The 25624-nt window shown below is 59.1% G+C and carries 21 protein-coding genes and 2 pseudogenes; 7 read left to right on the top strand and 16 right to left on the bottom strand.

The features are described from left to right. The 7 genes and pseudogenes from ACFFNA_RS14860 to ACFFNA_RS14830 all read right to left on the bottom strand — a co-directional run. A partial coding sequence (locus ACFFNA_RS14860) for a cadherin-like domain-containing protein (protein WP_378919333.1) occupies nt 1-1109 on the bottom strand: 1109 nt, incomplete at its 3' end. Between the two features lie 1145 nt (nt 1110-2254). Further along, nucleotides 2255-2810 (bottom strand): annotated as a pseudogene (locus ACFFNA_RS14855) (transposase); the annotation flags it as partial. 19 nt (nt 2811-2829) lie between these two features. Then, a complete protein-coding gene (terL, locus tag ACFFNA_RS14850; protein ID WP_378919331.1) occupies nt 2830-4218 on the bottom strand; it encodes a phage terminase large subunit in 1389 nt (462 codons plus the stop codon). A gap of 65 nt (nt 4219-4283) precedes the next feature. After that, nucleotides 4284-4739, bottom strand: coding sequence for a DUF5681 domain-containing protein (locus ACFFNA_RS14845; protein ID WP_378919329.1), 456 nt, complete (start codon nt 4737-4739; stop codon nt 4284-4286). Beyond that, nucleotides 4736-6112, bottom strand: a complete 1377-nt coding sequence (locus tag ACFFNA_RS14840; protein WP_378919327.1) for a site-specific DNA-methyltransferase — start codon at nt 6110-6112, stop codon at nt 4736-4738. The genes ACFFNA_RS14845 and ACFFNA_RS14840 overlap by 4 nt, the downstream gene beginning before the upstream one ends. Before the next feature lie 298 nt (nt 6113-6410). Further along, a complete protein-coding gene (locus tag ACFFNA_RS14835; RefSeq protein WP_378919325.1) occupies nt 6411-6659 on the bottom strand; it encodes a hypothetical protein in 249 nt (82 codons plus the stop codon). A 125-nt stretch (nt 6660-6784) separates the two neighbouring features. Then, a complete protein-coding gene (locus ACFFNA_RS14830) occupies nt 6785-8047 on the bottom strand; it encodes a hypothetical protein (protein ID WP_378919323.1) in 1263 nt (420 codons plus the stop codon). Nucleotides 8048-8068: 21 nt separating this feature from the next. Here ACFFNA_RS14830 and relB point away from each other — a divergent pair, with 21 nt between their 5' ends. Then, complete coding sequence (gene relB, locus ACFFNA_RS14825) at nt 8069-8557, top strand: type II toxin-antitoxin system RelB family anti-toxin (RefSeq protein WP_378919321.1); 489 nt, start codon at nt 8069-8071, stop codon at nt 8555-8557. Nucleotides 8558-8641: 84 nt separating this feature from the next. Here relB and ACFFNA_RS14820 read toward each other — a convergent pair whose 3' ends face one another. Further along, a complete protein-coding gene (locus ACFFNA_RS14820) occupies nt 8642-9946 on the bottom strand; it encodes a hypothetical protein (RefSeq protein WP_378919319.1) in 1305 nt (434 codons plus the stop codon). Between the two features lie 897 nt (nt 9947-10843). On the opposite strand from ACFFNA_RS14820, the pseudogene ACFFNA_RS14815 reads away from it, so the two are divergent. Both ACFFNA_RS14815 and ACFFNA_RS14810 read left to right on the top strand, forming a co-directional pair. After that, nucleotides 10844-11245, top strand: a pseudogene (locus tag ACFFNA_RS14815) (SDR family NAD(P)-dependent oxidoreductase); the annotation flags it as partial. A gap of 25 nt (nt 11246-11270) precedes the next feature. Beyond that, on the top strand, nt 11271-11582 hold the full coding sequence (locus ACFFNA_RS14810; RefSeq protein ID WP_378919317.1) for a tautomerase family protein: 312 nt from the start codon (nt 11271-11273) through the stop codon (nt 11580-11582). Nucleotides 11583-12009: 427 nt separating this feature from the next. Here ACFFNA_RS14810 and ACFFNA_RS14805 read toward each other — a convergent pair whose 3' ends face one another. The 6 genes from ACFFNA_RS14805 to ACFFNA_RS14780 all read right to left on the bottom strand — a co-directional run bounded on the left by ACFFNA_RS14805 (nt 12010) and on the right by ACFFNA_RS14780 (nt 18486). Next, nucleotides 12010-12750: a ribonuclease activity regulator RraA gene (locus ACFFNA_RS14805; RefSeq protein ID WP_111543030.1), complete on the bottom strand. Its 741-nt coding sequence runs from the start codon at nt 12748-12750 to the stop codon at nt 12010-12012. Nucleotides 12751-12773: 23 nt separating this feature from the next. Beyond that, entirely contained in the window at nt 12774-13937 is a 1164-nt protein-coding gene (locus ACFFNA_RS14800) for a mandelate racemase/muconate lactonizing enzyme family protein (RefSeq protein WP_378919315.1), read from the bottom strand. Between the two features lie 33 nt (nt 13938-13970). Beyond that, nucleotides 13971-15068 carry an ABC transporter ATP-binding protein gene (locus tag ACFFNA_RS14795; protein WP_378919313.1) on the bottom strand — a complete coding sequence of 366 codons (1098 nt, stop codon included), beginning with the start codon at nt 15066-15068 and terminating at the stop codon, nt 13971-13973. A gap of 10 nt (nt 15069-15078) precedes the next feature. Further along, nucleotides 15079-15969 carry a carbohydrate ABC transporter permease gene (locus ACFFNA_RS14790; protein WP_111543033.1) on the bottom strand — a complete coding sequence of 297 codons (891 nt, stop codon included), beginning with the start codon at nt 15967-15969 and terminating at the stop codon, nt 15079-15081. Then, the gene (locus ACFFNA_RS14785) at nt 15966-16925 is read right to left on the bottom strand and encodes a carbohydrate ABC transporter permease (protein ID WP_378919311.1); all 960 of its coding nucleotides are present in this window, start codon (nt 16923-16925) and stop codon (nt 15966-15968) included. The genes ACFFNA_RS14790 and ACFFNA_RS14785 overlap by 4 nt, the downstream gene beginning before the upstream one ends. A gap of 79 nt (nt 16926-17004) precedes the next feature. Further along, nucleotides 17005-18486, bottom strand: coding sequence for an ABC transporter substrate-binding protein (locus tag ACFFNA_RS14780; protein WP_111543035.1), 1482 nt, complete (start codon nt 18484-18486; stop codon nt 17005-17007). 215 nt (nt 18487-18701) lie between these two features. Between ACFFNA_RS14780 and ACFFNA_RS14775 the strand changes: the two genes are divergently transcribed. The 4 genes from ACFFNA_RS14775 (at nt 18702) to ACFFNA_RS14760 (ending at nt 23293) form a co-directional block, all read left to right on the top strand. Continuing rightward, nucleotides 18702-19412 (top strand): GntR family transcriptional regulator, encoded by a 711-nt coding sequence (locus ACFFNA_RS14775; RefSeq protein WP_378919308.1) that lies wholly within the window; start codon nt 18702-18704, stop codon nt 19410-19412. A gap of 54 nt (nt 19413-19466) precedes the next feature. After that, on the top strand, nt 19467-20633 hold the full coding sequence (locus ACFFNA_RS14770; protein ID WP_378919306.1) for a mandelate racemase/muconate lactonizing enzyme family protein: 1167 nt from the start codon (nt 19467-19469) through the stop codon (nt 20631-20633). 63 nt (nt 20634-20696) lie between these two features. After that, the gene (locus tag ACFFNA_RS14765) at nt 20697-22055 is read left to right on the top strand and encodes a mandelate racemase/muconate lactonizing enzyme family protein (RefSeq protein ID WP_378919304.1); all 1359 of its coding nucleotides are present in this window, start codon (nt 20697-20699) and stop codon (nt 22053-22055) included. Between the two features lie 38 nt (nt 22056-22093). Continuing rightward, nucleotides 22094-23293, top strand: a complete 1200-nt coding sequence (locus ACFFNA_RS14760; protein WP_378919302.1) for a mandelate racemase/muconate lactonizing enzyme family protein — start codon at nt 22094-22096, stop codon at nt 23291-23293. Between the two features lie 551 nt (nt 23294-23844). On the opposite strand, the gene ACFFNA_RS14755 is transcribed toward ACFFNA_RS14760, so the two are convergent. Beyond that, nucleotides 23845-24939, bottom strand: coding sequence for a patatin-like phospholipase family protein (locus ACFFNA_RS14755; RefSeq protein WP_208647040.1), 1095 nt, complete (start codon nt 24937-24939; stop codon nt 23845-23847). Between the two features lie 218 nt (nt 24940-25157). Beyond that, the gene (locus ACFFNA_RS14750) at nt 25158-25598 is read right to left on the bottom strand and encodes a hypothetical protein (protein ID WP_111543738.1); all 441 of its coding nucleotides are present in this window, start codon (nt 25596-25598) and stop codon (nt 25158-25160) included. Between the last annotated feature and the right edge of the window lie 26 nt (nt 25599-25624).

Genomic DNA, 25624 nt, shown 5'->3' with positions numbered 1-25624 from the left:
CCGAGCGCCGTCTCGCCGGCGGTCGGCGCGAACGACGCGGTATGGCCGTCACTGAGATCGACGTCGGTGAAGGAAATGGTGCCGGCGGCGTTGAGGGAATCGGTCGGCGAAGGTGTCGTGTTAGCATCTTCGACCACCGTACCATTCTGCGCGCCGCTGGCGATCGAAACGATGTCGTTAGTGCCGGTGATAGTGATGGTCAGCTGCGCAGTATCCGTAAGTCCGTGCGGGTCACGGACGGTGTATGTAAACACCTCGGTGACCGTGACCCCGTTCGCCAGCGCATTGGTGTCCACATCGCTGTTGCTGAGGGTGTAGGTATAGGTGCCATTGGCATTCAAGGTCAGTGAGCCATAGGTGCCCACCAACGCAGATCCGACCGTGCCCGCACTTCCTGATCCGGATTCCGCACCTGTCCGGACCGCCGACACGACAAGCGACGCCTGGCCGTCGTCGGAATCCGTGTCGTTGTTCAGCACATTACCTGCCGCCGTGGGGTCACCCGCAACGAGTGCATTCCCCGGCCCAACGCCAGCCTCCCGCACCTGGTCGGCAGCGTTGGCATCGTTGAAGCCGACGGGCGAAGTCGGATCGAGACCGACTGAAACCTGCTCGATCGCGGAGACCTTGAGATTGATCGAAGTGAATGTAAATTCTGCTTGACCTGCCTGGCCCGTATTCGAGTTCGAGTTTGCGGCAATAAAGGCACGAAACTGAGCAATTTCACCGTTAAACGCCGCCATGAACGACGCATTGGCGAGTTGCTCATTGCTTAGATAGATAACGAGCGTATCGATCTCGGCAGTGCCTTTGGCAGCATTGCCGTTACCGCCGTCGTAGACGTCGTAGCCGGAAAAGGCTGTTTGTCCGGCCGTTATCCCAGTGCCGTAGAATTGGCTGCCAATCTTGTACTGATTTTCCCACGCTCGATAGATAAGTATGTCCGCTCCCGATCCGCCCAGGACCGTATCGAAACCACTGCCTCCATCGAGCGTATCGGCGCCTGACCCGCCATTCAGGCGATCGCTTCCAGCGCCCCCCAAAAGCACGTCGTCTCCGCTACCGCCGACCAGATTGTCGTTGCCGCTTGTGCCAGTGGTCGTTGCCATACCCCGTCCCCCTATTTCGCTAGTTGTTCTTGTCGGTCAAGAATTGCCGACGTCGACCTGCCGCTTGCGGCGGGTCGCTCAAAAATTGCGAATCTATGCAACCAAGTTCGCCTTCGCCAACAAACCGCCTGATCCTGGGCGAGAGCGCCATGGCCAATGAGTTTCGCGTTCACACCAATGACATTTGTACCGACGCCAAACGCCCATGCTCGCGAGTCCGCCTGATGCCTGATGTCGGCTGAAACTTCGCAATCGGCGCCCCCGGGTCTCTTCGTATCGGTCGAGGCAGGAAAACCATCATCGACAGAGCAAAGCCCGATTCCGGCTAAATCGTTGCTGAACGGATCGAGAAAAATAACTGCCAGGGGCATGGAAATGAGGATTGTCGTATTTTCGGCAAAGCCGCAGGCCCCGTCGCCGGTCGGCGATGTATTTGGAAGCGATGTCGCAATTCCCTTGGCATCTGTGCTTTGACAGGAAGCCATTTAACCCCCACCCTTTTTCTCTTGCGCCAGCACAAAAACAGATGCCCCATCATCTATTTGAGTGCCGTATCCGGCGGCTATCTACTCTCCATATAAACCTGTTGAACGATCAACATGCTGGTTTTGACCGACGTCTATTGGCAGCGCACAATCCACAGGAAGCGCAGGGGTCGTCGCAATCCCGCGATCAGCCATGCATGCACATGGCCGTCCACTGGCGGGTATTGTCTCAACGATGGCAGCTGCCACAAGTTTTCCTGGCCGCGCTGCGTTCCCCTTTAGCCCCTATGGCATCGCCCATCCCTGATTGCCAGTCAGGATCTTCTTAGGTGATGCTTATATTAGCACAGTCTTAACGCTAATGAAGAGTAAGCGTCAACATCCAAAAGGAGGAACAGTTAACGGCCGAAAGTGGTGAGCATTGGCAGGGGGCTGCCACGCCAGAAAGCGGTAGAACGAAAGCCGGAGGTTGTGGCTTCAGCCTCCCTCATGCAGCCACTGGTCGCTTGAAAACAATGGCCACCGTTGCTGGAGTAACACCAGTCGCACGCTCTGAGTTTTGTTACTCAGGATCGTCGTCCAAAAGGATTCTCTGCGTACGCGCCTGCGTCGCCGCTTTCGACGATGTGACGAGGCGAGCGGGCCTAGAGCGGGATGAATTTAGGTTGGTGCATAGCCGGCCTCGATGAAGTAATTTCTGCATTCGGTTGAAGTGACGGCCGAGGATTTGGCCGATGGCGTCGCAGACGGTCTCGACTGTTCGCCCGGCAGCCTTGCATAGCCAATGCTTGAGCTTGGCGAAGAGTCCAGGATGACGATGTCGCCTGGTTCGAGGGTTGGGACGAGAACCTCGTCGACATAGAGCTGGAAACGCTCGCCGTTGATCGGTCCGTCGATCAGCCATGGTGCATCGACACGGTCGTGGCCCAACGCCGCCAGGAAGGTCATGGTCTTCCAATGGCCATGCGGCACCTTGGCTTTGATTCTCTCGCCGCGTCGCGCCCATCCCCTGAGCGGCGCCATATTGGTCTTGGTCCATGTTTCGTCGATGAACACCAGGCGGGAAGGATCGATGCGATCCTGATACTTTGCCCACCGTGCCCGCCTGCGCGCCCGGGCGATCCTGCTCAGCCGCGATCAGCGTCTTTTTTTTGTGACTGAGCTTCTCGGCGTGGACGAACTCGCATACCGAGCGGTAATCGACCTTTAGGCCGCGATCGCTTGCACCTAAGTCGTCAAAACGTCCCAAAATAGAAGCCGCCTGTTGGTCGATCATCTTTCATCCAGATGAGTGCCTGAGTCATGGAATCCACTTGGTCGTCATGTCTGCCGTGCGGGAACGCGAGCACCTCCAGCAGAAAGTCGTCTCTCCAGTGCGCGTCTTTCGGTAGATAGACGTTGCCATTCTCAATTATTGCCGCCACCCGCGATAAGCGACTTTCCTTGTCGGTCCGAGCTTTAACAGGGGTAGTGGCAATCCCTTGGCTATCCAGGTCGGCAATCAAACTCGATCCCGAGCCGGCGTCTTCGATTAGAATGATGTCGGGGTTGTACCGATCAAGCGAGCTTCTGACTGACCTGACCAGATCTGGATAGGCTGCTCGAACGCGAACGATATCGACGAGATAGTAGTTTGAGCCGTCCTGTGCCCATGTCGTTCCGACGGAGTAGTCGCTGCTTGGGTCGCCCTTCAGGGCAGTATCCCAGCTCTGCACGATGGTCATGCCGCCGACATCAAGTTGTTGCGGGTCGTAGTCGCGGAACCACACCCGCTTGACCATGTTGCCTTCGGCTGGTGCAGGAGATTGCTGGTATTGCGCAGAAAAGGTGAGTGAACCGAGATCTCGCTTCAAGCCTTCGAGTTCGAGCTTTCCGAGACGTTCCGGATGCAGAAGATCGCCGATCTTGCGTTCGTGGACACGGCCTTCGCTGGTCTGGATGCGTTCGTCCTCTTCGGCAATCGCCGACAGATTTAAATGCTCCCAGCCACCAGTCTCCAGAAGCACGCCTGCGAGATCATCGACGTGCAGTCGCTGCATCACCAGGACGACGGCGCCGGCGGCTGGATTGTCGAAGCGCGACATCAAAGTCGTGCGGACCCATTCGGCGCACTTCTTCCGCGCTACCTCCGAGTGCGCGTCATCGGCCTTCAACGGATCGTCGATGATGATGATGTCGCCGCCGCGGCCGGTCAGCTGTCCGCCGGTTGAGGTGGCTAATCGCCCACCGCCAAGCGTCGTCTGCAGCTCGTTCTCAGTGTTTTTCCGCGGGCTGACTTTGAACGTCGGAAAGGTCCGCCGGTACCAGGCGGTGTCGACGACGGTTCGAAAATCGTTCGCGAGCTTGACCGCAAGCGGTTGGGCATAAGAGACGCAAATCATTCTCTTCGACGGGTCGCGGCCAAGAACCCAAGCGGGGAATGCGACCGAGGTAGTGACGGATTTCAACGACCGCGGGGGCATGGTGATGATCAGTCGCTTGCAATGTCCGAGCAAGACACGCTTGAGCTGATAAGTGATCGCCCGGATGTGCCAATTGGGTAGATATTTCGCACCGGGATCGACGGCGGAAAAAGCCAGCGCCACAAATGTTGCGAGGTCGTCGCTAGCGGCGCTGAACAACATCTGAATTGGGCTCGGCAGTTTGGGCGATGTGGGCTGCGATCTCTCTGGCCTAGGGAAGGGAGCGTTCATCGTTCGTCCTGCTCGTCGCTGGCGGCGGCGCTAGCGCCTTCCGCGTCGTCGCGCTGCGGCGATGCCTTCTGTTCGACATAGTCTCGCATCAGCTCGAGCATCGTTTGCTGATCTAGCGGACTGGCCTCTGCGTCGGGCTGGCCAATCTCTTCTTGTTCGAAAGACCGCATAGCAAGTGCAATGGCCTGGACCGCCGATCGGTAGTCGCCACCAATCGCGTTGTTGCGCAATTTAAGCACGATGGCTTCGAGGGCGGTGACGGTCGTCGTCTTGCCATTTTGCTGGATCTGGATGGGCGCGTAGAGCGCGTCGCGTAGCATCGTGTTCACGTTTTTCTTTCCCTTCGGCCGACCGTTTGGGTTGCCCGATCGGCCCTTCTCGAAGCGGGAATTTACAGGAGGCTTTCCATAGCCGACCTCGTACCCGGCAGGCTTTTTCTTGCGGGCTCTCACAGCGCGCCTCCGATGGCTTGGGTGAGCTCGATGGTCGCCGACGAAGCCGCTACTGCGGGTGCCGCAGTGGCAGCGCGCTGTTCGCTCAATTCCTCGAAAGTGTCGCCTGTGGCCGCGAGCTTGGCTTGCTTTCCGGTGTGCTTCTCGAAACGACGGATGATGAGATCGCAATAGAGCGGATCGATCTCAATCAGGCGGGCTCGCCGCCCGGTCTTGTGTGCGGCAAGCAGCGTTGTTCCAGAGCCTCCGAACGGATCGAGCACGACGTCGCCGCGTCGGCTGACGTCGAGCAGTGCATCGGCAACCAGATTGACCGGCTTTACGGTTGGATGTGCTTCGAGGTCTTCCATCCGGTCGGTGCCAAAGCTGTTGATGCCGCGATAGGTCCAGACATTGCTGCGGTGGCGGCCGTGCTTGCCAAGCTCGACGTTGTTGCGATGGGGCTCCTTGCCGTTCTTGAAGACCAGCACCAACTCGTGCTGCGAACGGTAAAGGCTGCCCATGCCCGCATTGGTCTTGTTCCAGACGCACAGGTTGAGCAGGTCGCCAAAGGTTTGCCTGCCCGCCACAATCGTCTCTGCGACGTGGCGCCAGTCCATGCAGACGAAGGCTATCGCGCCGAGCTTGGTGTACGCTGCAATCTGCGAGAATGACTCCTCGAGGAATTTTGCGAACTCGTCCTCTGACATTTCGCCGGACGCCATCGCAAACTCGCGATGCTTGGTCTTGCCCAATCCGGTGACGTGTCCGCCGATGGGAACGTTGTAGGGCGGGTCTGTAAAACACACGGACGCTTTGTCGTCCTGCATGACAGCAGCGAAGGCCTCGGCCGAGAGGGCATTGCCGCAGATCAGCCGATGATCGCCAAGCAGAAATAGATCGCCAGGCTGGACTGCAGCCGGGCCCGCGTCCTTCTCCGGGAACTCAATTTCCTCCTCTTCGTCGGCGTCGTCCTGATTGTCTGGCGAGAATTCACCGATGATCAGATCGACTTCCGGGATATCGAAGCCCGTAATACTTACGTCGAAATCGAGATCGACCAGCGCTTGAAGCTCGATGGCCAGGATCTGTTTGTCCCAGCCGGCCTTCTCGGCGATGCGGTTGTCCGCAACGATGTAGGCGCGTTTCTGTGTCTCGTTGAGATGCGTGATTGAAAGGGTAGGTACCTCCTTCCATCCCAAGAGGCGTGCGGCCGCTAAGCGGCCGTGGCCAGCGAGTACATTGTTGCTCTCGTCGACCAGAACCGGGTTGGTGAAGCCGAATTTTACGATGCTGTCGGCAATCTGCTTAATTTGTTTTTTGGAATGGGTACGGGCGTTGTTGCGATAGGGGGTGAGTGCGTCGACGGAAACGGTGTTGATGTTGGTGGCCATTGAGATCCTCTGAACGTCGCCCACAGCCACAAAAGATGTTCGCGCTTGGGCGTTTCTCAAAGAATAAATGGCTCATAGTTCGAGGTGAAGCAGGAATACGCCTTGTCCACCGAACCAAACTAGAACTTATTGCATTTTTTCGACGCTAATAGAACTTCTGGTTGCAACAAAATATTTTGTCAATCAGCAAAAGTACAAGAAAAGTTCGACAAAATATTTTGTTGGCTCATATTTAGGCCGAATCAGTGCGTGCATTAATCTTCAGTCTCGGAGCTTCGGGATTTTGCGAAAATGCTGCCTAGAAAGCGTCCTGTTTCAGGCGTGAAGCGATCGCGCTGGCTTCGTCACAATCGAGCCGATTGAGCGCGTGCCACAGCGCATCACAAAGAGCATCAAGCGCTGGATCTATGTCTTCCGAACCCGTGTGGCGATGGATGCGGTGCTGGAAAAAGAGACAGAGCCAGAGGTCGAGCGCAGTCCCCTGCCATTCGCCTGTCTCGCGGAACCGCTCTGACATGGTGTTGGAGAGATTTGCAAGGCGGTCCATTCCACCGGCAACCTCATATCCATTCATGAAATGTGCGAAGCGCGCCGACTGAGCCCACGCAAACGGCGAGGGCATTGATGCGAAGTTCCCATTCAGAGCAAGTCGTTCCCATTTTAGCAGCCGTGTCACTCGGCAGCCTCCGTGACCAAGCTAAGCCTGGGGCGGATCGATGTGACAAGCCGATTTGCGGCATCGCATAGCCATGCGAGTTGCTGGTCGTCGGCTGCAAATTCAGACCGTGGCTTGAACACACCGATCTCCGCATAGAATGGGGCGGCAGATTTAGTGCGCGCGACTAACTCAAGGCCGCTTTCGTTACGGAGCCCTTCCATATCGTTATGGAAATTATCAAAAAGCTGTCCATCCTCATCTCGAAAAGTCAGGAAGAGACCGACTTCACCCCGGGCTCCGGTCGAACGGAACGCTGTCATCCAGCCAAGCGGATCGGGCAGCGGAATCCGGACCCAATTGTCGCCGCCATGGCGTGGCAGGAGTTGGTCGGCGTGGTCGAAGTGCACCTGGTCGATAAACTGCTGCCAGAAGGCGCGATTAATGTTTCGTCGGTTGGCTCGTTCTGGATCGACTACACTCTCCATAGTGTCGACGGGGAGGCCACTTGCGATCTCAAGTGTTTCCAATTGAAGCGGCATGCCGCTGATGTCGACCAAAACCCTCTGTTGCAGGATTTCTGTCCGCAGCGGCATCATCGGCACCACTACCATGCTTCCGGAAGCTGCCTGCCAGAGTTGGATCTCAAGCAGGGCCAGTTGGGCCAAACCGGCTCCCTGTGCGTTGAGATGCTCGGCAATTGCGTGCGTGTCCGAGCGTATGCCATCTCCGGCGATGATCAGCTGAAAATCGCCCAACTTAAGCGACCGCGTTATCGCATCGACGAAAGAGGCTTCTTCCAGCTCTGGCCACCTTTGCTTGGCTGCGGCGAAGATTGGGTTTGAATCGGGAGTGGCCAGTTTGCGTTTCAGCGTTGAAGCCAAATCGCCAAAACTCCAGCGTCGCAGCAGCGCGGCATATTCAAGGATCTGCGCCAGCACTTCCCGGCGAGCTTGTGGATTGCGCCAGAGTTTGCATTCGACAACGACAAGCCGGCCTGTTCTCGTCACGCCTAGGAGGTCGGCGAACACTGTCCGACCCGCTCTGGGTATCGGGAGTTCGCAGCAAAGGGGGGCGACGTCCCCAAGGCCAACATCGAGCCGGTCGACCACCATCAACTCCGGATGCCGAAATAGCAGATCTCGGAGCCACTGCTCGTCGTAAAGCTGCGGGCTCGCAGCGGACGTTTGGCCACCGAAATTTGATGCATTCCGCACAAGCGCGTGGCGGCGCAGAGGAGTGGCGGTTTCCTGTAACGCAGATAGGAGCAAGGCACTCATGCGAGGTCGGCGCTCCTTCTGATGGCGGAGCCAGCGCTGCTTGAGCTCCTGCCGCTACGGGTCGTGTTCATGTTTCTTGCGGGGCTTAAAGTAGACTTCATAACATCGACCAATGCTGAAGCTGACTTCGTTGTCAACTCGAAATGCCGAAGTCACGCTTCAAGTATGGGCGACTCTTTAAAGCAGGCTATAGGTGCGCGGGTTCAGGCCGCGAGGCGCGGCGCGAAGCTCAGTCAGGAGGCCTTGGCTGACCGAATTGGCCGCACGCCTGAGAGCGTCTCCAATATCGAGCGCGGCAAGCAGCTACCGAGCATCGAAACGCTGGCCGAGCTCGCTCGCGTCCTCAATGTCCCGCTGACGGATTTTTTCGAGGGTTTGGACAAGAGACGCGCCGTTTCGCGTGAGCGCGCGGAGCTAGAGGCCGAGCTACTCGAAACCGCCCGCCAACTGCCACCGCGGCTTGTAAAAGTTGCGTTGGAGCAAGTGAGGGTACTGAGGCAGTTGGGTTAGCGACGCGTACTCGCATGCATTCTGACACGTAATCAGACTATGCCGGCCAGTGCCACGTTGTGATCGACTGCAGCCGTTAACCTTTCAATCGTAACTCCAAGCATTTCTGGGCGGTGCCGGATCGCCCTCTGGATCGTACAAGTCATCTGGCTCAGGGAAGAGGTCTTGCTCTCGTAGGTTGGAAGTCAGCACCTCGAGCTGGTTTTGCGCTTCTAAGTGTGCCAGCCTCTGTTCAGCCCATGCGATCATGCGGAGGTATTCGGAACTCGCTTGGCTGACAAACTCAGCCGCCTTGGCAATCGTGTTACGAAGATCAACGGCTTCCTTTTGATGCTCGGCCAGCTGACGTAGGAAGCTTAGTCTGTTCGCTTCGCGTTCTTGCCGCTTTTTGTGAAGCTCCCGCCTTTGTGCCATATGCTTTCGACGGCGTTCTTCTGCTTCTCGCTCCTCTCGACGAGCTTTTTCAAAAGCCAGATGGAAAAGGATGCCATCTGCAATCGGTTCAAGCATGGATTCCAAGTTCTGATGCTTGCCGTCATTCCAGCGCTTGCGGGCACCATCCGCCCAGTTTTGAATTTCGAGGCTAAGCTTGCCGGAATAGATGTAATCGTATTCCGGCCAGAAGCTCTCGTAGGATAGCCATTGACCGAGGCGGCGGGCTATCTCACGGTGCTTCTCGTGCTCCTCGTGTTTTTTGTGCTCCGCAGGGGTTGGAATATGTTTTTCCCGACTGCGGGCTTCGCCGATCTCAAGTCGCACATCGTCGGGACTGATTGCAGTATTTACTCCCTTCTCGCTGTGGCTGACCGTGATTTCTCGTTGATCGAGTGCAAGAGCCAGGTGATGGAGAAACGATATCAGCCGGGATACGGAGCTCTTGTGAACCCTCACACCAGGCACTGAGACCTCGCCGTATTGGTCCGGCTTCGCAGATCTTAGTGCTGCGACAAGGCCAGAGACTGAGTTGTGAGGACGTCTCACTGGCTCGAAGACGTTCAGTTCCTTTGGCGCACGAGGTGCCGCTTCCTTCTCGGAAACAGCCCTTGTTTGCTCAGGAGCATTCTTCGCTTGTCTCTCCTCCCTCGATTTCCTCACTGTGCCGGCCGCCGCTTCGATCGCAAAAGCGACGTAGGGGTTCACCGGTGGTTTGTAGGCACCGATGTGGACGGTTTCTAAGGTCGGGTTATCGATTTTCCAAAGCGGCGTTTTCGGCGCAGATTGGCCGGCTTCGATTTTTGCCCAATAGCCGCGGCCGGGAACGGGTATCTGATAGCGGGCGCAAGTCTTCGCCAGTCCTCGATCCGAAATGTCGAAACTCCCAGCGAGCGTGACGATGGGTGTCGACCAAACGAGGTCATACAATTCCTGCCTGGTGAAGGTGCGCTGCATTTTTAGGGTATCACGGGGATTTGGCGGGGGTCAGACACACCAGTCGCAACGCTGCTCAAAGTCAAGCAAAGGATGCACATTTCGCCCGCTCCCGGTCCAACGCTTTCCCTGTTAGACGAGTTTCATTTCCCTGTTACGCTGAGTAGGGAATTCTCCACCAAACCATTGAAACTACCGTAGGATTTTAGGTCGAAATTGGCTTGGAGAACGAAAATGACCGAAATTCGCTGTTTTTTGGCGCCTAACAGGGAAAATCAGACAGAGACTGGTTCGCTTGTGACTGCCAGCACCACCATAACCTTTGATTTTGTTACCAAAAATTGCCTTGGGCCCAGAACGTTGTGGGCCAGTTATGGGCCGCATGCAACGGGTGCAACCCGGCCGCCAATGCCGCGCCGCCGGCAGCGGGGACTGGAATTCACCAATCACGCCGTGACACCGGACCGACGCGCGCACCTCAGTCGTGGAAAGTAAACTATTGCAGCGCTACAAAGTTTGCGAAAACAAACCTATATCGGCGATTCCGGCGGCCGTGGAACTGCTGTATCGAAGGTAGCGCCCATGCGTTAGACGACGTCGATTGCGGTGCCTCGCACATCGATAGCGTAGCCGCTGCTACGAATAGCGTCCGCCCGCTCCACCACTTTCACGTCGAACCAATAGCGATCAAGCCAGGTTGCGTTGGACCTTGCGCACGCGCTTCATGTCGCCGGCTGTCCGAACATTTTCGCCGCTGCGGCGACTATGTCCTCCTGTGGTACCTCACGAAGGCGCTGGCCAATGTTCCAGCGACAGCCGAACGGATCCACCAATTGACCGTGGCGCTCGCCCCACGGACTCCTGCAGCCTGCAGCGGCTCCACGATGGTGTCTGCAACGGTCTTGGTCATGGAATGCTAACCTGACCGGTTTCTTCTTCGCCACCCAGGCAGTGATCGCCGCAATGGAACGTCAGGGCGGCGGCCATGTCGTCAACATCACCACCAGCTTGGTGAAGCAGGCCAGTTCGAAGGTGCCATCGGTGCTCGCTTCGCTGACTAAGGGCGGGCTCGACGCCGCGACCCGGAGTCTGGCGATCGAATACGCCCGCAACGGAATCCGGGTGAACGCCGTGTCGCCGGGCGTCATCAGGACGCCGATGCATGCGCCGGAGATGTACGAGGCGCTGGCGGGCCTGCATCCGCTGGGCCGCCTTGGTGAGATTTCCGACATCGTCGGCGCGGTCCTCTACCTGGAGGATGCCCCTTTCGTGACGGGGGAAACCCTTCATGTCGACGGCGGCCAGAGCGCTGGCCACTGAGCCCACCAGTCAAAGGAGACCCTTCATGCCTATCGTTACCGTCCAGCTCACGCGCGAGGGCACCGAGCCCGGTGTGGACCATGTTACAACGGAGCAGAAAGCAGCCATCTACAAGGGCGTGAGCGAGGTACTGCTCGACGTCCTCGGGAAGCCGCTGGACTGGACCTGGGTGGTGTTTGAGGAAGTGGAGATGGAGAATTGGGGTTGGGCGGCATGCCCGTCCCCGAATACCGCAAGCTGCTGGCTGCAAAGGGCGTTTGAGCCCCATTGCATCTCCCCGAAAAGCATACTGGTGCTTCAACTGACATGGTTTTGCCTTCGACGTCGGCGACCCTGAGGTATCGCACCGTCGGGGTAGATGGGTTGGAATTATTCTACCGTGAAGCGGGCTCGCGCGATGCGCTGACCATCCTGCTGCTCACCGCGGCTCGGGCCAGTCGTGGCCAGACAAGGGCCGGAGATCAGGATGGCAGCAGATACCAAGATTGCCCTCGTGTGCGCGGTCTCATCGACCGCCCGTGCGGCTAGCCGACGCAGGAACGTCGGAGTTCGGCGCTGGTCTATGGCCTTCGCGATCTGCGCTTTAAGGAAAGCGGGTAATGATGCCCTTGGCGTTGTCGAGTCCCACCGCCTGCAGGATCGGGTAGGCCGAGGAAAGATTGGTGACAAGTGTCAACGGGGAACCTCACCAGGCCTCAGCTTCATCTAGGCGCATCTTAACCGCGCAATCATGTTTATAGGCAAAGGCGACTAGTATCCGTCTATCAAGATTTGGAGTTGGCTTTCCGCCACTCCTCGTACTCATCGCTCGCACTTGGGTGCAGCGGATAGTAGCGTTGCAGCGACCCGCCCTCCATTAGCTTCACTCGCGAGAACTCCTCCCAATCGTGATGCTTCTGGGATTCTTCGATTACCTTCGAGGCCATTGCGACGGGAAGCACAACCACCCCGTCGTCGTCGGCGATGATGATGTCGCCGGGGATCACCGTGACATTGCCGCAGGCAATCGGAACGTTGACGGCGTTTGGATAGATACTGGTCTGCACATGGTAATTGGGCGTCCAGCCGCGCAGCCATAGGGGCAGATCGAGCTTCTCGACATTGGGCCGATCGCGCATGCACCCGTCGATGACGATGCCAGCGCCGCCTCTGCCCTTGAAATACGTCGACATCATATCGCCGAAGACACCCGAGCTCATGTCGCCGCGCGCGTCGACCACGACCACATCTCCTTCCTGCGCGTGGTAGAGCACGTGCCGATGCAGTTGCGTTTCCGGATCGGCATATTCTCCCTCGGTGAAGAGGTCCGGCCGCTGCGGCATGAACTGCAGCGTCAGCGCCGGTCCCACGATCGACTTGCCGTGGTTCTGCGCCACCGGGCCGACCATATGCGGATTGCGAAAGCCCATGTGGCCAAGCGTGCCGGCAACGGTCGCGGCGCCGATCTCCCTTAGCGCGTCGATCAAGTCTTTGGACGGCCGGGTGATGTCGGAAGTATGCGTCATGGTGGACTCCGGTTGAAATCGAGCTACCAGTTCGTGACTGAACCATCGCGGCGCTTGAGGTGGGGCGCTTCCCAGAAACGGAAACTCTGCGCCTGGATCGCCTCCTCGTTGATCTCGACCCCCAGTCCCGGTTGGTCACTGACCGGATAATCGGGGCCGTCTAGCCGTGGTTGCACCGGGAAGAACTCGGAATTGTCGAAGCCCAGCTTTCTTTCCGGAGCCCTGGTCTCGAGCCACGCGAAGTTCGGCACCGCGGCGGCGAGATGGATGGTCGCGGCGGTGCACACCGGACCAAGGGGATTGTGCGGCATCAAGTCGACATAGTGCGCCTCGCTCCAGCCCGCCACCTTCATCGCCTCGGTGATCCCGCCGACATTGCAGATATCTAGCCGGTTGAACTGATGGATGCCGCGCTCGATGTAGGGCAGGAACTGCCACTTGCTGGCAAACTCCTCGCCGATGGCGAAAGGGATGGCCGTCATCGTGCGCAGGGATTCATAGGCCTCCGGTGTCTCGTCCCGTATCGGCTCCTCGAGGAAATCAAGCACGCCGCGGCCGAGCTTGTTGCAGAAGCTCGCCGCCTCGGCCACCGACAGCCGATGATGATAGTCGATGCCGAGCACGACCTCGTCGCCCAGCGCCTCGCGCGCCTTGTTCAGCATGCTCGCGGTAGCGCCTATCGACTCGCGCGGCTCGAAGATGTCCCTGCTGCTTTGCCCGACTGGGAAGAAGCGGATCGTCTGCCATCCCTGTGCGCGCAGTTCGCGGGCTCTTTCGATGGCAACGTCGCCCTCGGAATCGTCTCCGGTCGAGGCGAAGGTGGGGATACGGTCGCGTTGCTTGCCGCCGAGCAGCTCGTAGACCGGTACCTCCAGCGCCTTGCCCTTGATGTCGTGAAGGGCAATGTCGATGGCGGAAATCGCCGCCTGCAGAACGCGCCCGCCTTCGAAATACTGGCTGCGATAGATTTCTTGCCAGATCCGGCCGATCTGCATCGGATCGCGACCGATGAGAAATTCGCGATAGTGCTCGATCGCGCCAGCCACGGCCCTCTCGCGACCGCTCAGGCCGCTCTCGCCCCAGCCGAAGATGCCCTGGTCGGTCTCGACCTTGACGAGCATCTGGTTGCGCGTTCCTACCCACACTGGATAGGGCTTGATCGCGGTGATCTTAAGCTTCGTAGTCATCAACGCCCACGTTCCACACGCATCCGCCCAGTGTCAGTTGGCCTGGAAGGCCATTTCGGTTTCGCCGTCGAACAGATGCATCCGCTCCTGGTCGAACTCGAGCCAGATCTGCTCATCGGGCGCGATGGCTATGTTCGGCGGCACGCTGACGTTAACGATGGCGCCGGACAGCAACGCCTGCACGAAGGTGACGTCTCCGGTCGGCTCCACCGTATAGGCCCTGGCCGGGACGCTGCCTGCCACCGCACTCTTGTGGAGTTTGATCGTTGAGTGACGTGCGCCGAGCACGACTTTCCTGGTCGTTGCCCCTGCAACCTTCTGGGCGTTGCGCGGCGAGAGCTCAAGGCTCCAGCCCTCCGCGCCGGTCAACACTGTGTTGCCGTTTGCCGTCGATGCCTCCAGCGGAATAAGGCTCATCGCCGGGCTGCCGATGAAGCTGGCGACGAACATGTTCACCGGATGGGCAAAGACCTGCGCCGGCGAATCGTACTGCTGCAGCAGGCCGCCGTTCATCACCGCCATCTTGTCGGCCATAGTCACGGCTTCGAGCTGATCGTGCGTCACATAGACGATCGTCGCCTTGAGGTCTTGGTGGAAGCGCTTGATCTCCGACCGCATCTGCACGCGCAGTTTGGCATCGAGGTTGGAGAGCGGCTCGTCCATGAGGAAAACAGCGGGGTCGCGGACGAGGGCACGGCCGAGGGCCACACGCTGCTGCTGCCCGCCCGAAAGTTCGCGCGGCTTGCGCTCGAGCAGGTGCGTCATGTCGAGCACCCGCGCCGCTTCCTTGACCTTCTTGTCGATCTCGTCCCTGGGCAGTTTGCGCATCTGCAGCGGGAACGCCAGGTTTTTGTAGACCGATTTCTGCGGATAGAGCGCGTAGTTCTGGAACACCATTGCGATGTCCCGGTCCTTGGGGTCGAGGTCGTTGACCACCCGGTCCCCGATGACGATGTCGCCCGATGTGATCGGGATCAGGCCGGCGACGAGATTGAGGGTGGTTGTCTTGCCGCAGCCTGAAGGGCCGACCAGCGCAACGAACTCGCCGTCATTGACCGTCAGCGAAACGTCGTTGACAGCTTTGAAGCTGCCATAGGTCTTGACGAGATCTTTGAGGACCACGTGGGCCATCGGCAACTCCCTAGTGCTTGACCGCGCCTTCTGTAAGGGCGCGTACGAAGTATCGTTGCAGGACGAGGAACAACACGACGACGGGCACGCTCATCATAAAGCTGGCCGCCATCAGGCCCGGAAAGTCCGTCGTATTTTCCGAGAAGAAGCGCTGGATGCCGACCGGCAGGGTCAACTGCTCGTTCTTGGAGAGGAAGGTGTAGGCATAGATGTACTCGTTCCACGCGCCGATGAAGGAATAGATCGCGGTGGCGATGATTCCGGGCGTCGAAAGCGGCATCACGATCAGGATGAAGGCCTGGAACCGCGTTGCCCCGTCAATGCGCGCCGCCTGCTCGAGCTGCACCGGAATGTTGTCGTAGAAGCCCTTGAGCAGCCAAATCGCCAGCGGCAGGCCGAAAGTGAGATAGGTGAGGATCAGCGAACCATGCGTGTTCACCAGCCCGAGCATGCGCATCAGTATGAACAGCGGCACGAGAAAGATCACCGCCGGGAACATGTTGCGCAGCAGCACGGCGAAGAACAGGAAGTTTCGGCCGGGGAAACGGAAGCGCGAGAAGGCGTAGGCCGCCGGGACAGCCACGATCACCGAAAGGATTGTCGTGACGGTCGACACGAAAAGGCTGTTCCAGAAGAAGCGGAGGAAGTCCTGGCCGACGCTGTTCTGCGGATCGAGCAGCTTCTGGTAACTGGCAAGGGTAGGCTCGTCTGGCCACCATTGCGGCGGGAATTGCATCGCCGCGAAGCCGGACTTGATCGAAGTGATCAGCATCCAGATCATCGGCAACGCGGTGTAAAGCAGCATGAACACAAGGAAGATGCGCCCGGCCCACCGCCATCCGTCGACGCGGATGCGGCGACGGGTCTGACCCCGAGGGGCTGTCCCGGCAATCGTGCTCATGCGCTCCCCTCTTTCCGTTCGTTGCCGCTTAGCGCGCGGACATAGAAGTAGCCCAGCGTCATCAGGATGAGGAACAGGAGCACCGAATAGGCCGATGCCACGCCCCAGAGCTGTCGTCCGAAGGCGAGCTCATAAATGTGGGTGATCCAGATATGCGATGCGTTGGATGGCCCGCCGCCGGTCATGATCCAAGGGATGATGAAGGAATTGAAGTTGGCCACTGCGAGCAGCAGGATGGTCACCGTCGAGACGCTGCTCAGATGCGGGAAGGTAACGTGCCAGAAGCGCTGCCACGCACTGGCTCCGTCGACTTTTGCGGCGCTCAGCAGTTGTTCGGGGACCGTCTGCAGGCCGGCCATCATCATGATCATGGCAAAGGGAAACTCGCGCCAGATGTTGACGACGATCAGGGAGGGCAGCACCGTGCTGACGTTGTCGATGAAATTCGGCGGCCGGTCGGCCAATCCGAGACCGACCAGCACCGCACCGATGACCCCGAAGTCCGAATGGTAGATCCACTTCCAGATGTAGGAGGCGGCGACGGCGCTGATAACCCAGGGAATGATCAGGATAGCGCGCAGGACGCCACGGCCGATAAAGTCGCGGTGGAGCGCCAGCGCGGAGCCAAACCCCAGGACGAAGGAGATGAAAGTCGATGCCAGTGTCCAGATCATAGTGTTCCAGGTGACTTTCCAGAACACCGGACTGGTGAGGATGTTCGTGTAGTTGTCGAAGCCGACGTAGATCTTGTCGCGCAGCTGTAGGCCAGGCGGCGTCTTAAAAAATGACAGCTCGATTGTGTAATAGATCGGATAGGCGATGACGATGAGCATCACGGCGATCGCCGGGAGCACGTAGGCGTAGTCGGCGCGATGCTCCCACATCTTCCACAGCACGCCTGACCTACCGGACTGCAATGTTCGGCGAGCCTCGGCCTTACCGGTCACGATCGTCACTGTGGCGCGCCCTTATTTTCTTTGGAACGAACCGGCTGCACCATCGGTGCGGCCGGTCGGATCGTAAGTCAGGTTCAAACTAGAGTTTACCCTCTACCAGGCTCTTCACCTTTTCGGCCGCGTCGTCTGCTGCCTGGTCGACGGTCATCGCTCCGGTCAGGGCATTCTGCAGCATGTCCGGGACGATGATGTTCATGATCTCGGGAGACTGCGGCAGCGCTGGAAACGGGATGCCGTATGGCAGCATCGACGTCGTGACATCGAGGAACTTGATGCTGTCCAGACGTTCCTTCATCCATTTGGTCTTGAAGCCGTTGAGGTTGCCCGGGTTCGAGCCGGCGTAGGCCATCTTCAGCGACCATTCAGGGCTCGTCCACATGCAGATGATGGCCTTTGCAGCCGGCTCGTCCACCTTGCCGCCCTCGACATATTCGGGCTTCAGGATGTGAATGTTCGAGCCGCCGAATACAACGGCGCGCTTGCCGTCTGGGCCAGTCGGAATGAGACCGTAGCGCATGTTGTCGATGACGGTCTGCGCCTTGTCCTTGTCGGTGCCCGTCGCCTTTTTCTGCAGATCTAGCATGACGTTGTAGTCGGACGGGTGCGAGACCATCATGCCGAGTTGGCCGGCTAGGAACAGCGGCTGGTTATCGGCCTGCTGGTTGGTGAGTGCCGACACCGGAACCGACTTGTCGCGAACATACATATCGTACGAGGCTTGCAGCGCCGCCTTGCTCTGCGGGCTATTGAGTTCGACCTCCTTATAGGTCGGGTTTGCGGTGGCTTCGTCGAAGACGCCGCCGCCATAGGCCCATAGCTGCGGCATGAAGCGGTATGGCGTGTTGCCGGCATTCTTGCGAGCCACGAGGCCGTAGCCGGAAATGCCAAGCTTATCGTGAATTTGCTTGGAATACTTGACCACGTCGTCCCAGGTCGCCGGAGCCTTGTCCGGATCGAGGCCGGCACGCTTGAAGATGTCGGCGTTCCAGATGAACGCCATCGTCTCGTTGTTGGTCGGAATGCCGTAGGTCACTCCGTCCCAGGTCACCGCCTTCATGGCGCCGGGCCAGAAATCCTCGGTCGAATACCCCACATCCTCGGGCTTGAGCGGCTGCAGATAGCCCTTTGCGGCGAACTCGGTACCACCCAGGATTTGCAGGCGGACCGCCATCGGCGCGGCATTGCCCAGGAGCGCCGTGCGGAACTTGTCGAGAAGGTCGTTGTAGGTGAGGGCTTGTTCCTCGAGCTGGATGTTCGGATAGGTCTTGCGGAAGGTCTCGAAGAACTCCTTGTAGTACTGGCGCAGGAGGTCGGGGTCGCCCTCGAACACGCCCTGATACCAGAAAGTCAGCCGTCCCTTGTAGTCGAGCGGGGTGACCTTGCCGCAATCGGCCGCCGTATCAAAATCCTGTGTGCCCGCAATGGAGCGCACATATTCCGGCGACCACTTGCTCAAATCGACCGGCGGCGCACCCAGCGCCGACGCGGACATTAGCGATACCACTAAAGCAGCGGAGACAGTGCCGCGCAGGACGGCACCGCCGAGTGTAATCCTCGTCATAGGTATCCTCCAGGTTTCTCTCCCATGCCGCTCTGCATCGAGGCAAGCGGTCTTTGCTCGTTCGATCGCGGAACGTCTTCCTGTTCTGTGTATCCCTTCGAGCACTTTGTACGTTTTCAGATCGCGGATTGTCTGTCAACGCGATAAATCGTACATTGTTTATGGAAACCGTGCGTGATATCGATTAAAGCGTGTATTGATTTGGGGAGCCGGCCTTGGCCGAAACAAGCGATTTTAAAGCAGAGCCACCCGCGGGGATTGACCCCATCGGGGCCTCCAGCGAGGGCGCCTCGCTTTATGAACGGATCAGGGAAGACATTATTGAGGGGCGGCTCGCCGCCAACGAGCGGCTTGTGGTAACCGATCTCGCCCGGCGTCACGGCACCTCGACCAATCCCGTGCGCGAAGCTCTGCAGCTGTTGCGCGGCGAGGGCTTTGTCACCTTCGTTCCCAACCGAGGCGCGCGCGTTCGGCCTATAGATCAGGATTTTGTCCGGGATATCTACGAGATCGGAGTCCTGATCGAGCCTGCCCTGACGCGATGGTTTGTGAACATGGCCACCGTCGAGGACATTGCCGAGCTCGAACGTCTCCAGGGCCTGATCGAAGAGAACAACTTTGCCGACACGTTCAGGCACAGCGAACTAGACACCGCTTTTCACACCGTGATGTACCAGCGGCACTATAACCGCCATGCCGCCGAGCTCTGGTGGAAGCATCGCGAAGTGCTGCGAGCCGTGAGCCGGCGTTTCAATTTCACGCTCGCACGGCGTGCCGCAATCCTTCGCGAGCATCGCGAACTCATCGCACTCGTGAAGGCGGGAGAGGCAGACAAGGCCGCCGACCTCATTTCCCGCCATGTCGAGGGTTCCGGCCGGCATGTTCTCGAACAGATGCGTGCGCGCAACGCCGCTCGGGCCGGATAGAATCGCCAATCCGGAACATCGTTAGCCTGACCATCAGATAAAGGTAGTTGAGAGATGAAAATCACGAGCGTTCGGCCGTGGCTGATCGAGTCCGATGCTTCTTATTGGGGCGAGTTCCTGTTCGTCGAAGTGATGACCGACGAGGGGGTGAGTGGCTGGGGAGAGATCACCACCACGACAAGGCTCGCCAACCGCGCTCTCTGCACGATCCTAAGGCAGATCGGTGCCGCCGTGACAGGCGAGGATCCAGCGCGTATCGAGCATCTCTGGCACAAGATTTTCCGCAGCTTCACCTATATGGGCAGCCGCGGCGCCGCCGTCGAATGCGTAAGCGCCATCGACATCGCCCTCTGGGACATCCGTGGCAAAGTCCTCGGTAAGCCGATTTACGAACTGCTGGGCGGACCGGTACGCGATGAAATCGCGCTTTACACCCATCCCAACCAGGCCAAATTTACCAGCAAGGAGGCTGTGGTCCGCGAAATTCGAGACATCGTCGAATCCGGGCACACCGGGCTCAAGTTTGACCCTTTCCCCCACCAGGGTCGCACCGCCGATGGCCTGTCCCGCGAACAGCGGGACGGCTACCTCGATGGCAGCATGACCCGCAAGGATGAGCGCGAAGCGGCCGAACTCACGGCGCTGATCCGCGAAACGGCCGGGCCCGATGTCGACATCCTGATCGACGCGCATGGCCGCTTCGACGTTCCCACCGCCATTCGCCTCTGCCGTAGCCTCGAGGAGGCCGGCCAGATCGACTGGTTTGAGGAGCCTTGCCCGCCAGAGAGCCTCAACGCCCTCAAGCAGGTGCGTGAGAAGGTCAGTGCCGCCATCTCGTGGGGCGAGCGCGGCCACACCAAGTGGGATTTCGTGCCGGTGCTCGAGAACAAGCTCGCCGACTACATCATGCCGGACGTCACCTGGACCGGCGGCATTACCGAACTCAAGAAGATTTCCGCCCTGTGCGAAGCCTACTACATCCCGGTTTCGCCACACGACGCCGCAGGGCCGATCAACGTGGTCGCGGGCGCGCAGGTGATGATGACCGTTCCCAACTTCTACAAACTCGAAACGTCGGAGTGGAACCTGGGCAAATACGATCACCTCATCGACAGTCCACTCGACGTTTCGAACGGCAGCCTCAAACTGACGTCGAAGCCTGGTCTCGGCGTTGAGATGAACCGAGACTACCTGCAGGCCCACGAGATTGAGCTGGGCTAGCAATGCTCTACGTCGGCCCGGCATGCCGGACGACAAGCCAACCGACCAGAACGAGGATAAGTCATGCCAAAGACGGGCGGAGCCGACGAGGCGCTCAATCGGGTGAACACGAGCTCCAAACCATCCGACCTTCGCATCACCGACATGCGGGTGGCCGAAATCGTCGGTGCGCCATTCACCTCGGCGCTGCTCAAGATTTACACCAACCAGGGCATCGTCGGGCTTGGCGAGGTGCGTGACGGCGCCAGCGCCACCTACGCGCTGATGCTGAAAAGCCGGCTGCTTGGCGAGAACCCTTGCGACATCGATCGACTGTTCCGCCGCATCAAGCAATTTGGCGGCCATGGGCGGCAGGGCGGCGGTGTCTCGGCAGTCGAGATCGCCCTCTGGGATCTCGCCGGCAAGGCCTATGGCGTGCCGATCTACCAGATGCTCGGGGGACGGTTCCGCGACAAGGTGCGTGTCTATTGCGACACCGACGCGGAGAAGCCCAGTGGCACCGAGTCCGGAAAGCGGCTCAAGGCGCGGATGGATCTCGGTTTCACTTTCCTCAAGATGGACCTCGGGCTGGCGCAGATCTCCCACATCCCGGGCACGGTGGTCGCGCCGGCTGGCGTGCTCGATGGTTTCCGCACGCATGCCGGTCGCGGCCGGGCACGCACGCCGGACGAGCGCCGGGCGCGCAATGCCGTCTATGACGCGCAGAACGTGCCGCATCCCTTCACCGGGCTCCACTTTACCGAAAAGGGCATCGATCTGCTCGATCAATATATCCACGAGGTCCGCGAGGAGATCGGCTACGAGATCCCGCTCGCCATCGACCATGTCGGCCACGTCTCGCTGCAGGACGGCATCCGTCTCGCCCGGCGGATCGAAAAATACGCACCAGCCTGGCTCGAGGACGTGATCCCCTGGCAGTACACCGAGCAGTATCGGCAGTTACAGCAGGCAACGTCGGTGCCGATCTGCACGGGTGAGGACATCTACCTCAAGGAAGGTTTCGAGCCGCTGCTCAATTCAGGCATCTCGGTCATCCACCCGGACTTGCTTACCACCGGCGGCATCCTCGAGACCAAAAAGATCGGTGACATGGCGCAAGACCACGGCGTTGCCATGGCCATTCACATGGCGGAAAGCCCGATCGCCGCGATGGCCGCCGCACATGTCGCGGTGGCGACGGAAAACTTCATGGCGCTCGAGTATCACAGCGTCGAAGTGGACTGGTGGGACGATATCGTTACGGGCTTGCCCAAGCCGCTGGTCAAGGACGGGTTCATCACAGTGCCGGACAAGCCAGGTCTGGGCATCGACGACGTGGTTGATAAAGTCATCGGCCAGCACCTGCAGGAAGGGGTCAAGGGCATGTGGCAACCGACCGATCACTGGGATGACGAATATTCCTGGGACCGGACCTGGAGCTGACCGCCTCACCTTTTGAGGGAAGGTAAGAAAGGGAAAGCATGAAGATCACCGACCTGCGCTGTGCCGTTATCGGCAGGCACCCCATCGTCCGCATCGTTACCGATGAGGGGCTCTATGGCCTGGGCGAGGTCGAGTTCACCAAGACCTACCTCAAGCCTTGGGTGCTGCATTTCCGCGAGGCACTGATCGGCGAGGATCCGACTGACGTCGAGCGCGTGATGCTGAAGATCCGCCAGCGCGGCTCTTTCAAGCCCTATGGCGCGGCGGTCAGCGCGATCGAGCATGCGCTGTGGGACATTGCCGGCAAGGCCGCAGGCGTGCCGGTCTACAAATTGCTCGGTGGCAAGGTGCGCGACAAGGTGCGCGTCTATAACGGCTCGATCCGCCAGAAACGCTCAGGCGACCGGCCGGAGGATTATGCCACTGATGTCAAATGGATGATGGAGCAGCCGCAGAACTTCTTCATGGTCAAGCAAGGAATCTCGTTCCACTCCAACATGAAGGACACTGTCGAGGACTTCCACTATGGCGTAACGCAGAAGAAGGCCGGCTACCACGGTGCCATGGATCAGGGCGTGATCAGCGAGCGCGGTTTCAACCATATGCTCGACTGCGTGATCGCGATGAAGGAAGTGCTCGGCGACAAGGTCAGCTTGGCGCTGGACTGCGGCCCGGGCTGGATGCTGCCTGATGCGATCAAGTTCGCTCGCGCAGTCGAGAAGTACAATTTGATGTGGCTCGAGGACATGCTGACCGGCGACTACGTGCCGTGGGTCAATCCGCAGGCCTATCGGGAGCTGACCACATCCACCTCGACACCAATCCATACCGGCGAGCAGATCTACCTGCGGCACAATTTCAAGGAACTGATCGAGACGCAGGCGGTGCGCGTCATCGGCCCCGACCCTGCCGATGTCGGTGGCATTGCCGAGCTCAAATGGATTGCCGAGCACGCTTACATGCACTCGATCCTGATGGCCCCGCACGGTACCGCGAATGGCCTGCTCGGCCTCGGCGCGCTGATCAATGTTTGCGCCACCTTGCCCGCCAACTACGTGGCGTTCGAATATCCCAGCGCCTCGGACCTGTGGTGGAACGACATCGTCATCGGCCTGCCGTCGCAGATCGTGAAGGACAGCATGGTGGACCTGCTGGAAGCGCCAGGGTTGGGGCTCGATATCGACGCCGAAGCAGCCAGGAAGTATCTCAGGGAAGAGGATGCGGGCTTCTTCGACTGAACAGTCCTTCTTTCGCCCTCTGCACCACGCGGACCGCTTCACGCAAATTGGCATCCTGAATGACCGCCTCGGGGTCGATCTTAGCTCTCGACTACGAATGGATCGACAAGGTCGCTGCAGCGATGGCTTCTTTAGGGGTGAGGTAGTTCGGGTCAGGCATGGGCGTTATAGATAGCAGAGTTGTGCAACAGCTTGTTGCACCCGCGACCCCATCGGATCGAGACCTGAGGAGAATGCCGGCGCCGTCACCGCGGACTTCTCGTCGTGACCCGAAGCTGCCATTGAAGGGGTCATGCGATGATGACCGTTTGCGCCTCATCTCGGCCGTAGAGTTCAATTTTGGGTTGCCCGAAGCCAGACATCTCCGGCGAACACGTTGGAGGTCGCGGTTGGGCCAAATCCAGTCCTTCCGAAGGTACAGACTCCGATGACCGCTGTTGGCGGTAACGTCGACTGTCCATTGCAGTCCTTGCTAATCAGCGGGACGTGGGGCGGCTTCCGACTCGGTTGGGTCCGGCCAGATTCGACATCGTCTGCCGGCCCGAACCTACTCATTTCGAAAATCCGGGAGGCACCGTTTTCCACGGTACGCCGTCGCGGCCCATTTCGTAGCCTTTTTCGTACAGCGCCCGCATGAACTTGCTGTCGAACGGGCTCTTTGCTTCGACCGTGAAGTCGGTCGGGATATCTATGTAGCTGTAGTTGATGCCGTCGCGCTTGGCGACAGCGTAAAGCCGATAGAGATCGCCAATCCCTTGCGTCTTGATGAGGGAAGAGACCGCCTTTTCGGCAATGTCAGGCAGTGTGGCCTTGACGATGCTCGGTTCCGGCGTCGTCCGGCCGTTGCGGATGATATAAAGCCGCGCCTTGACCCGAGCGTGGAACGTCTGGTCGAGCTCGCGCAGGCTCAGCCCAGCGGGCATCAGAAAGACCTCGTTGCTGGTGCCACCGTCGACATGCATTTCGTGATAGGTCTTGCCCGCCGCGGTCACTTCCAGTTCGACCGGGGGAAAAATGCCGGGAATGGATGTGGAAGCCAGGATGACCTGCTTGAAGAGCTTCAACCGGTCCGACCGATTGCTCGCAGCAATAGCACCCATGTCCCAGATTACCGCTCGGTCCGCATCGAGGTTGGTTGTTCCGATGAAGAGTCGCCGTCCCTTCCCTGACTCCCGGGCGATCTGATCGAGCATGTCCTGGGTTATGTATTCGTCAAGCATCTTGGCGAGCGGCGCATTGCTTGTGAAGGAGGCGCTCGACAGCACGCCGAGGATGCTATGCTTGGTATAGATGTTGGCATCCTTGATTGTGGCGAAGCTTTGCTTGAGTTGATCGTCGTAGGCTGGCCCAAGGAACGCGAATGGCGCGATCAAAGATCCGGTACTAATACCGGTGACAATGTCGAACTTGGGCCTGGTCCCGGCCTTGGTCCATCCGGCGAGTATTCCGGCTCCGAAGGCGCCGCTGCTGCCCCCGCCGGAAAGCGTCAGCACATTGAGCTCTCGCGGTTTTATGGATGGGTCGGTCTTGGCCGCCTCTAACCGCTCGTTGCGAAATAAGACGAGCCGATCGGCCGGGACACTTGCATAGGAATCGCCCCAGGCACGTATGTCGCCGGGGAAGCCATTCACTTCGGCTGTGGCCATGTGTTTTGTCGGCACGCCGTCGCGTGGATAGGCTGCAATGCAGCCTGCAAGCTGGGTTACACACAGGCCAAGGAGGGTAAACCTAAGCAGAGCTTCCGGTGTCCTGAAGCGGCGCACTACCTCTCTCGCTCGCCTCAGAATGCATGGGATGGCTGCCAATCCAACGTAGCGCATGCGCGGACCCTCATAGGTAAGTGGCATGGAAGTTCCTCTGGATGTCATCGCAGGTGAGCCAACTCCACCCGGCAGGACTCCGCGAATGTGCGCAGGATGTCATGGGCGGCGACATGCGTGTTCCGCGCCTCCGGAGCAGTCGAAGGCGACTCGTATGTCTCTATGATGCGTTCGAGTACCGCTTCGGCGGCACCGATCGTGTTGGGCGTGGCAAAGAGGCGTAGCTTGTTGATGGTGGCATACATGGGAACAAGCTTGGCTGGGTCATCCAGCCGTTCCTGGACGATGCCATCTGCATAGGTTTTGGATGCCTGGTCGATCAACTCGCCGAACAGCCGCTCGCGATGCGAGCCTTTCTGTTCGAGCCGCTGCATATGATCCTTTTGATACTGGGTGAGCCAGGTCGTGGCGACGGATGCCAGGGCACCGATGGCCGAGCCGGCCAATGCCGATAGGGCTGAGATGGTCGCGGGGTCCAAAGTCATGGAGTTGCTCTTGAAGTTTCCGGTCG

The sequence above is a fragment of the Mesorhizobium kowhaii genome, assembly GCF_042431665.1.
GTDB lineage: Bacteria > Pseudomonadota > Alphaproteobacteria > Rhizobiales > Rhizobiaceae > Mesorhizobium > Mesorhizobium kowhaii.
The sequence above is the reverse complement of the archived record's forward strand: the minus strand, read 5'-3'. Positions and strand labels throughout refer to the sequence as shown.

Coding starts and splice junctions, on each gene's coding strand:
- ACFFNA_RS14750 (WP_111543738.1), bottom strand. CDS start 25,598: ATGACTTTGGACCCCGCGACCATCTCAGCCCTATCGGCATTGGCCGGC.
- ACFFNA_RS14765 (WP_378919304.1), top strand. CDS start 20,697: ATGCCAAAGACGGGCGGAGCCGACGAGGCGCTCAATCGGGTGAACACG.
- terL (WP_378919331.1), bottom strand. CDS start 4,218: ATGTTGTTCAGCGCCGCTAGCGACGACCTCGCAACATTTGTGGCGCTG.
- ACFFNA_RS14755 (WP_208647040.1), bottom strand. CDS start 24,939: ATGGCCACAGCCGAAGTGAATGGCTTCCCCGGCGACATACGTGCCTGG.
- relB (WP_378919321.1), top strand. CDS start 8,069: ATGGCGGAGCCAGCGCTGCTTGAGCTCCTGCCGCTACGGGTCGTGTTC.
- ACFFNA_RS14780 (WP_111543035.1), bottom strand. CDS start 18,486: ATGACGAGGATTACACTCGGCGGTGCCGTCCTGCGCGGCACTGTCTCC.
- ACFFNA_RS14760 (WP_378919302.1), top strand. CDS start 22,094: ATGAAGATCACCGACCTGCGCTGTGCCGTTATCGGCAGGCACCCCATC.
- ACFFNA_RS14820 (WP_378919319.1), bottom strand. CDS start 9,946: ATGCAGCGCACCTTCACCAGGCAGGAATTGTATGACCTCGTTTGGTCG.
- ACFFNA_RS14835 (WP_378919325.1), bottom strand. CDS start 6,659: ATGGACCGCCTTGCAAATCTCTCCAACACCATGTCAGAGCGGTTCCGC.
- ACFFNA_RS14840 (WP_378919327.1), bottom strand. CDS start 6,112: ATGGCCACCAACATCAACACCGTTTCCGTCGACGCACTCACCCCCTAT.
- ACFFNA_RS14800 (WP_378919315.1), bottom strand. CDS start 13,937: ATGACTACGAAGCTTAAGATCACCGCGATCAAGCCCTATCCAGTGTGG.
- ACFFNA_RS14830 (WP_378919323.1), bottom strand. CDS start 8,047: ATGAGTGCCTTGCTCCTATCTGCGTTACAGGAAACCGCCACTCCTCTG.
- ACFFNA_RS14790 (WP_111543033.1), bottom strand. CDS start 15,969: ATGAGCACGATTGCCGGGACAGCCCCTCGGGGTCAGACCCGTCGCCGC.
- ACFFNA_RS14770 (WP_378919306.1), top strand. CDS start 19,467: ATGAAAATCACGAGCGTTCGGCCGTGGCTGATCGAGTCCGATGCTTCT.
- ACFFNA_RS14805 (WP_111543030.1), bottom strand. CDS start 12,750: ATGACGCATACTTCCGACATCACCCGGCCGTCCAAAGACTTGATCGAC.
- ACFFNA_RS14810 (WP_378919317.1), top strand. CDS start 11,271: ATGCCTATCGTTACCGTCCAGCTCACGCGCGAGGGCACCGAGCCCGGT.
- ACFFNA_RS14795 (WP_378919313.1), bottom strand. CDS start 15,068: ATGGCCCACGTGGTCCTCAAAGATCTCGTCAAGACCTATGGCAGCTTC.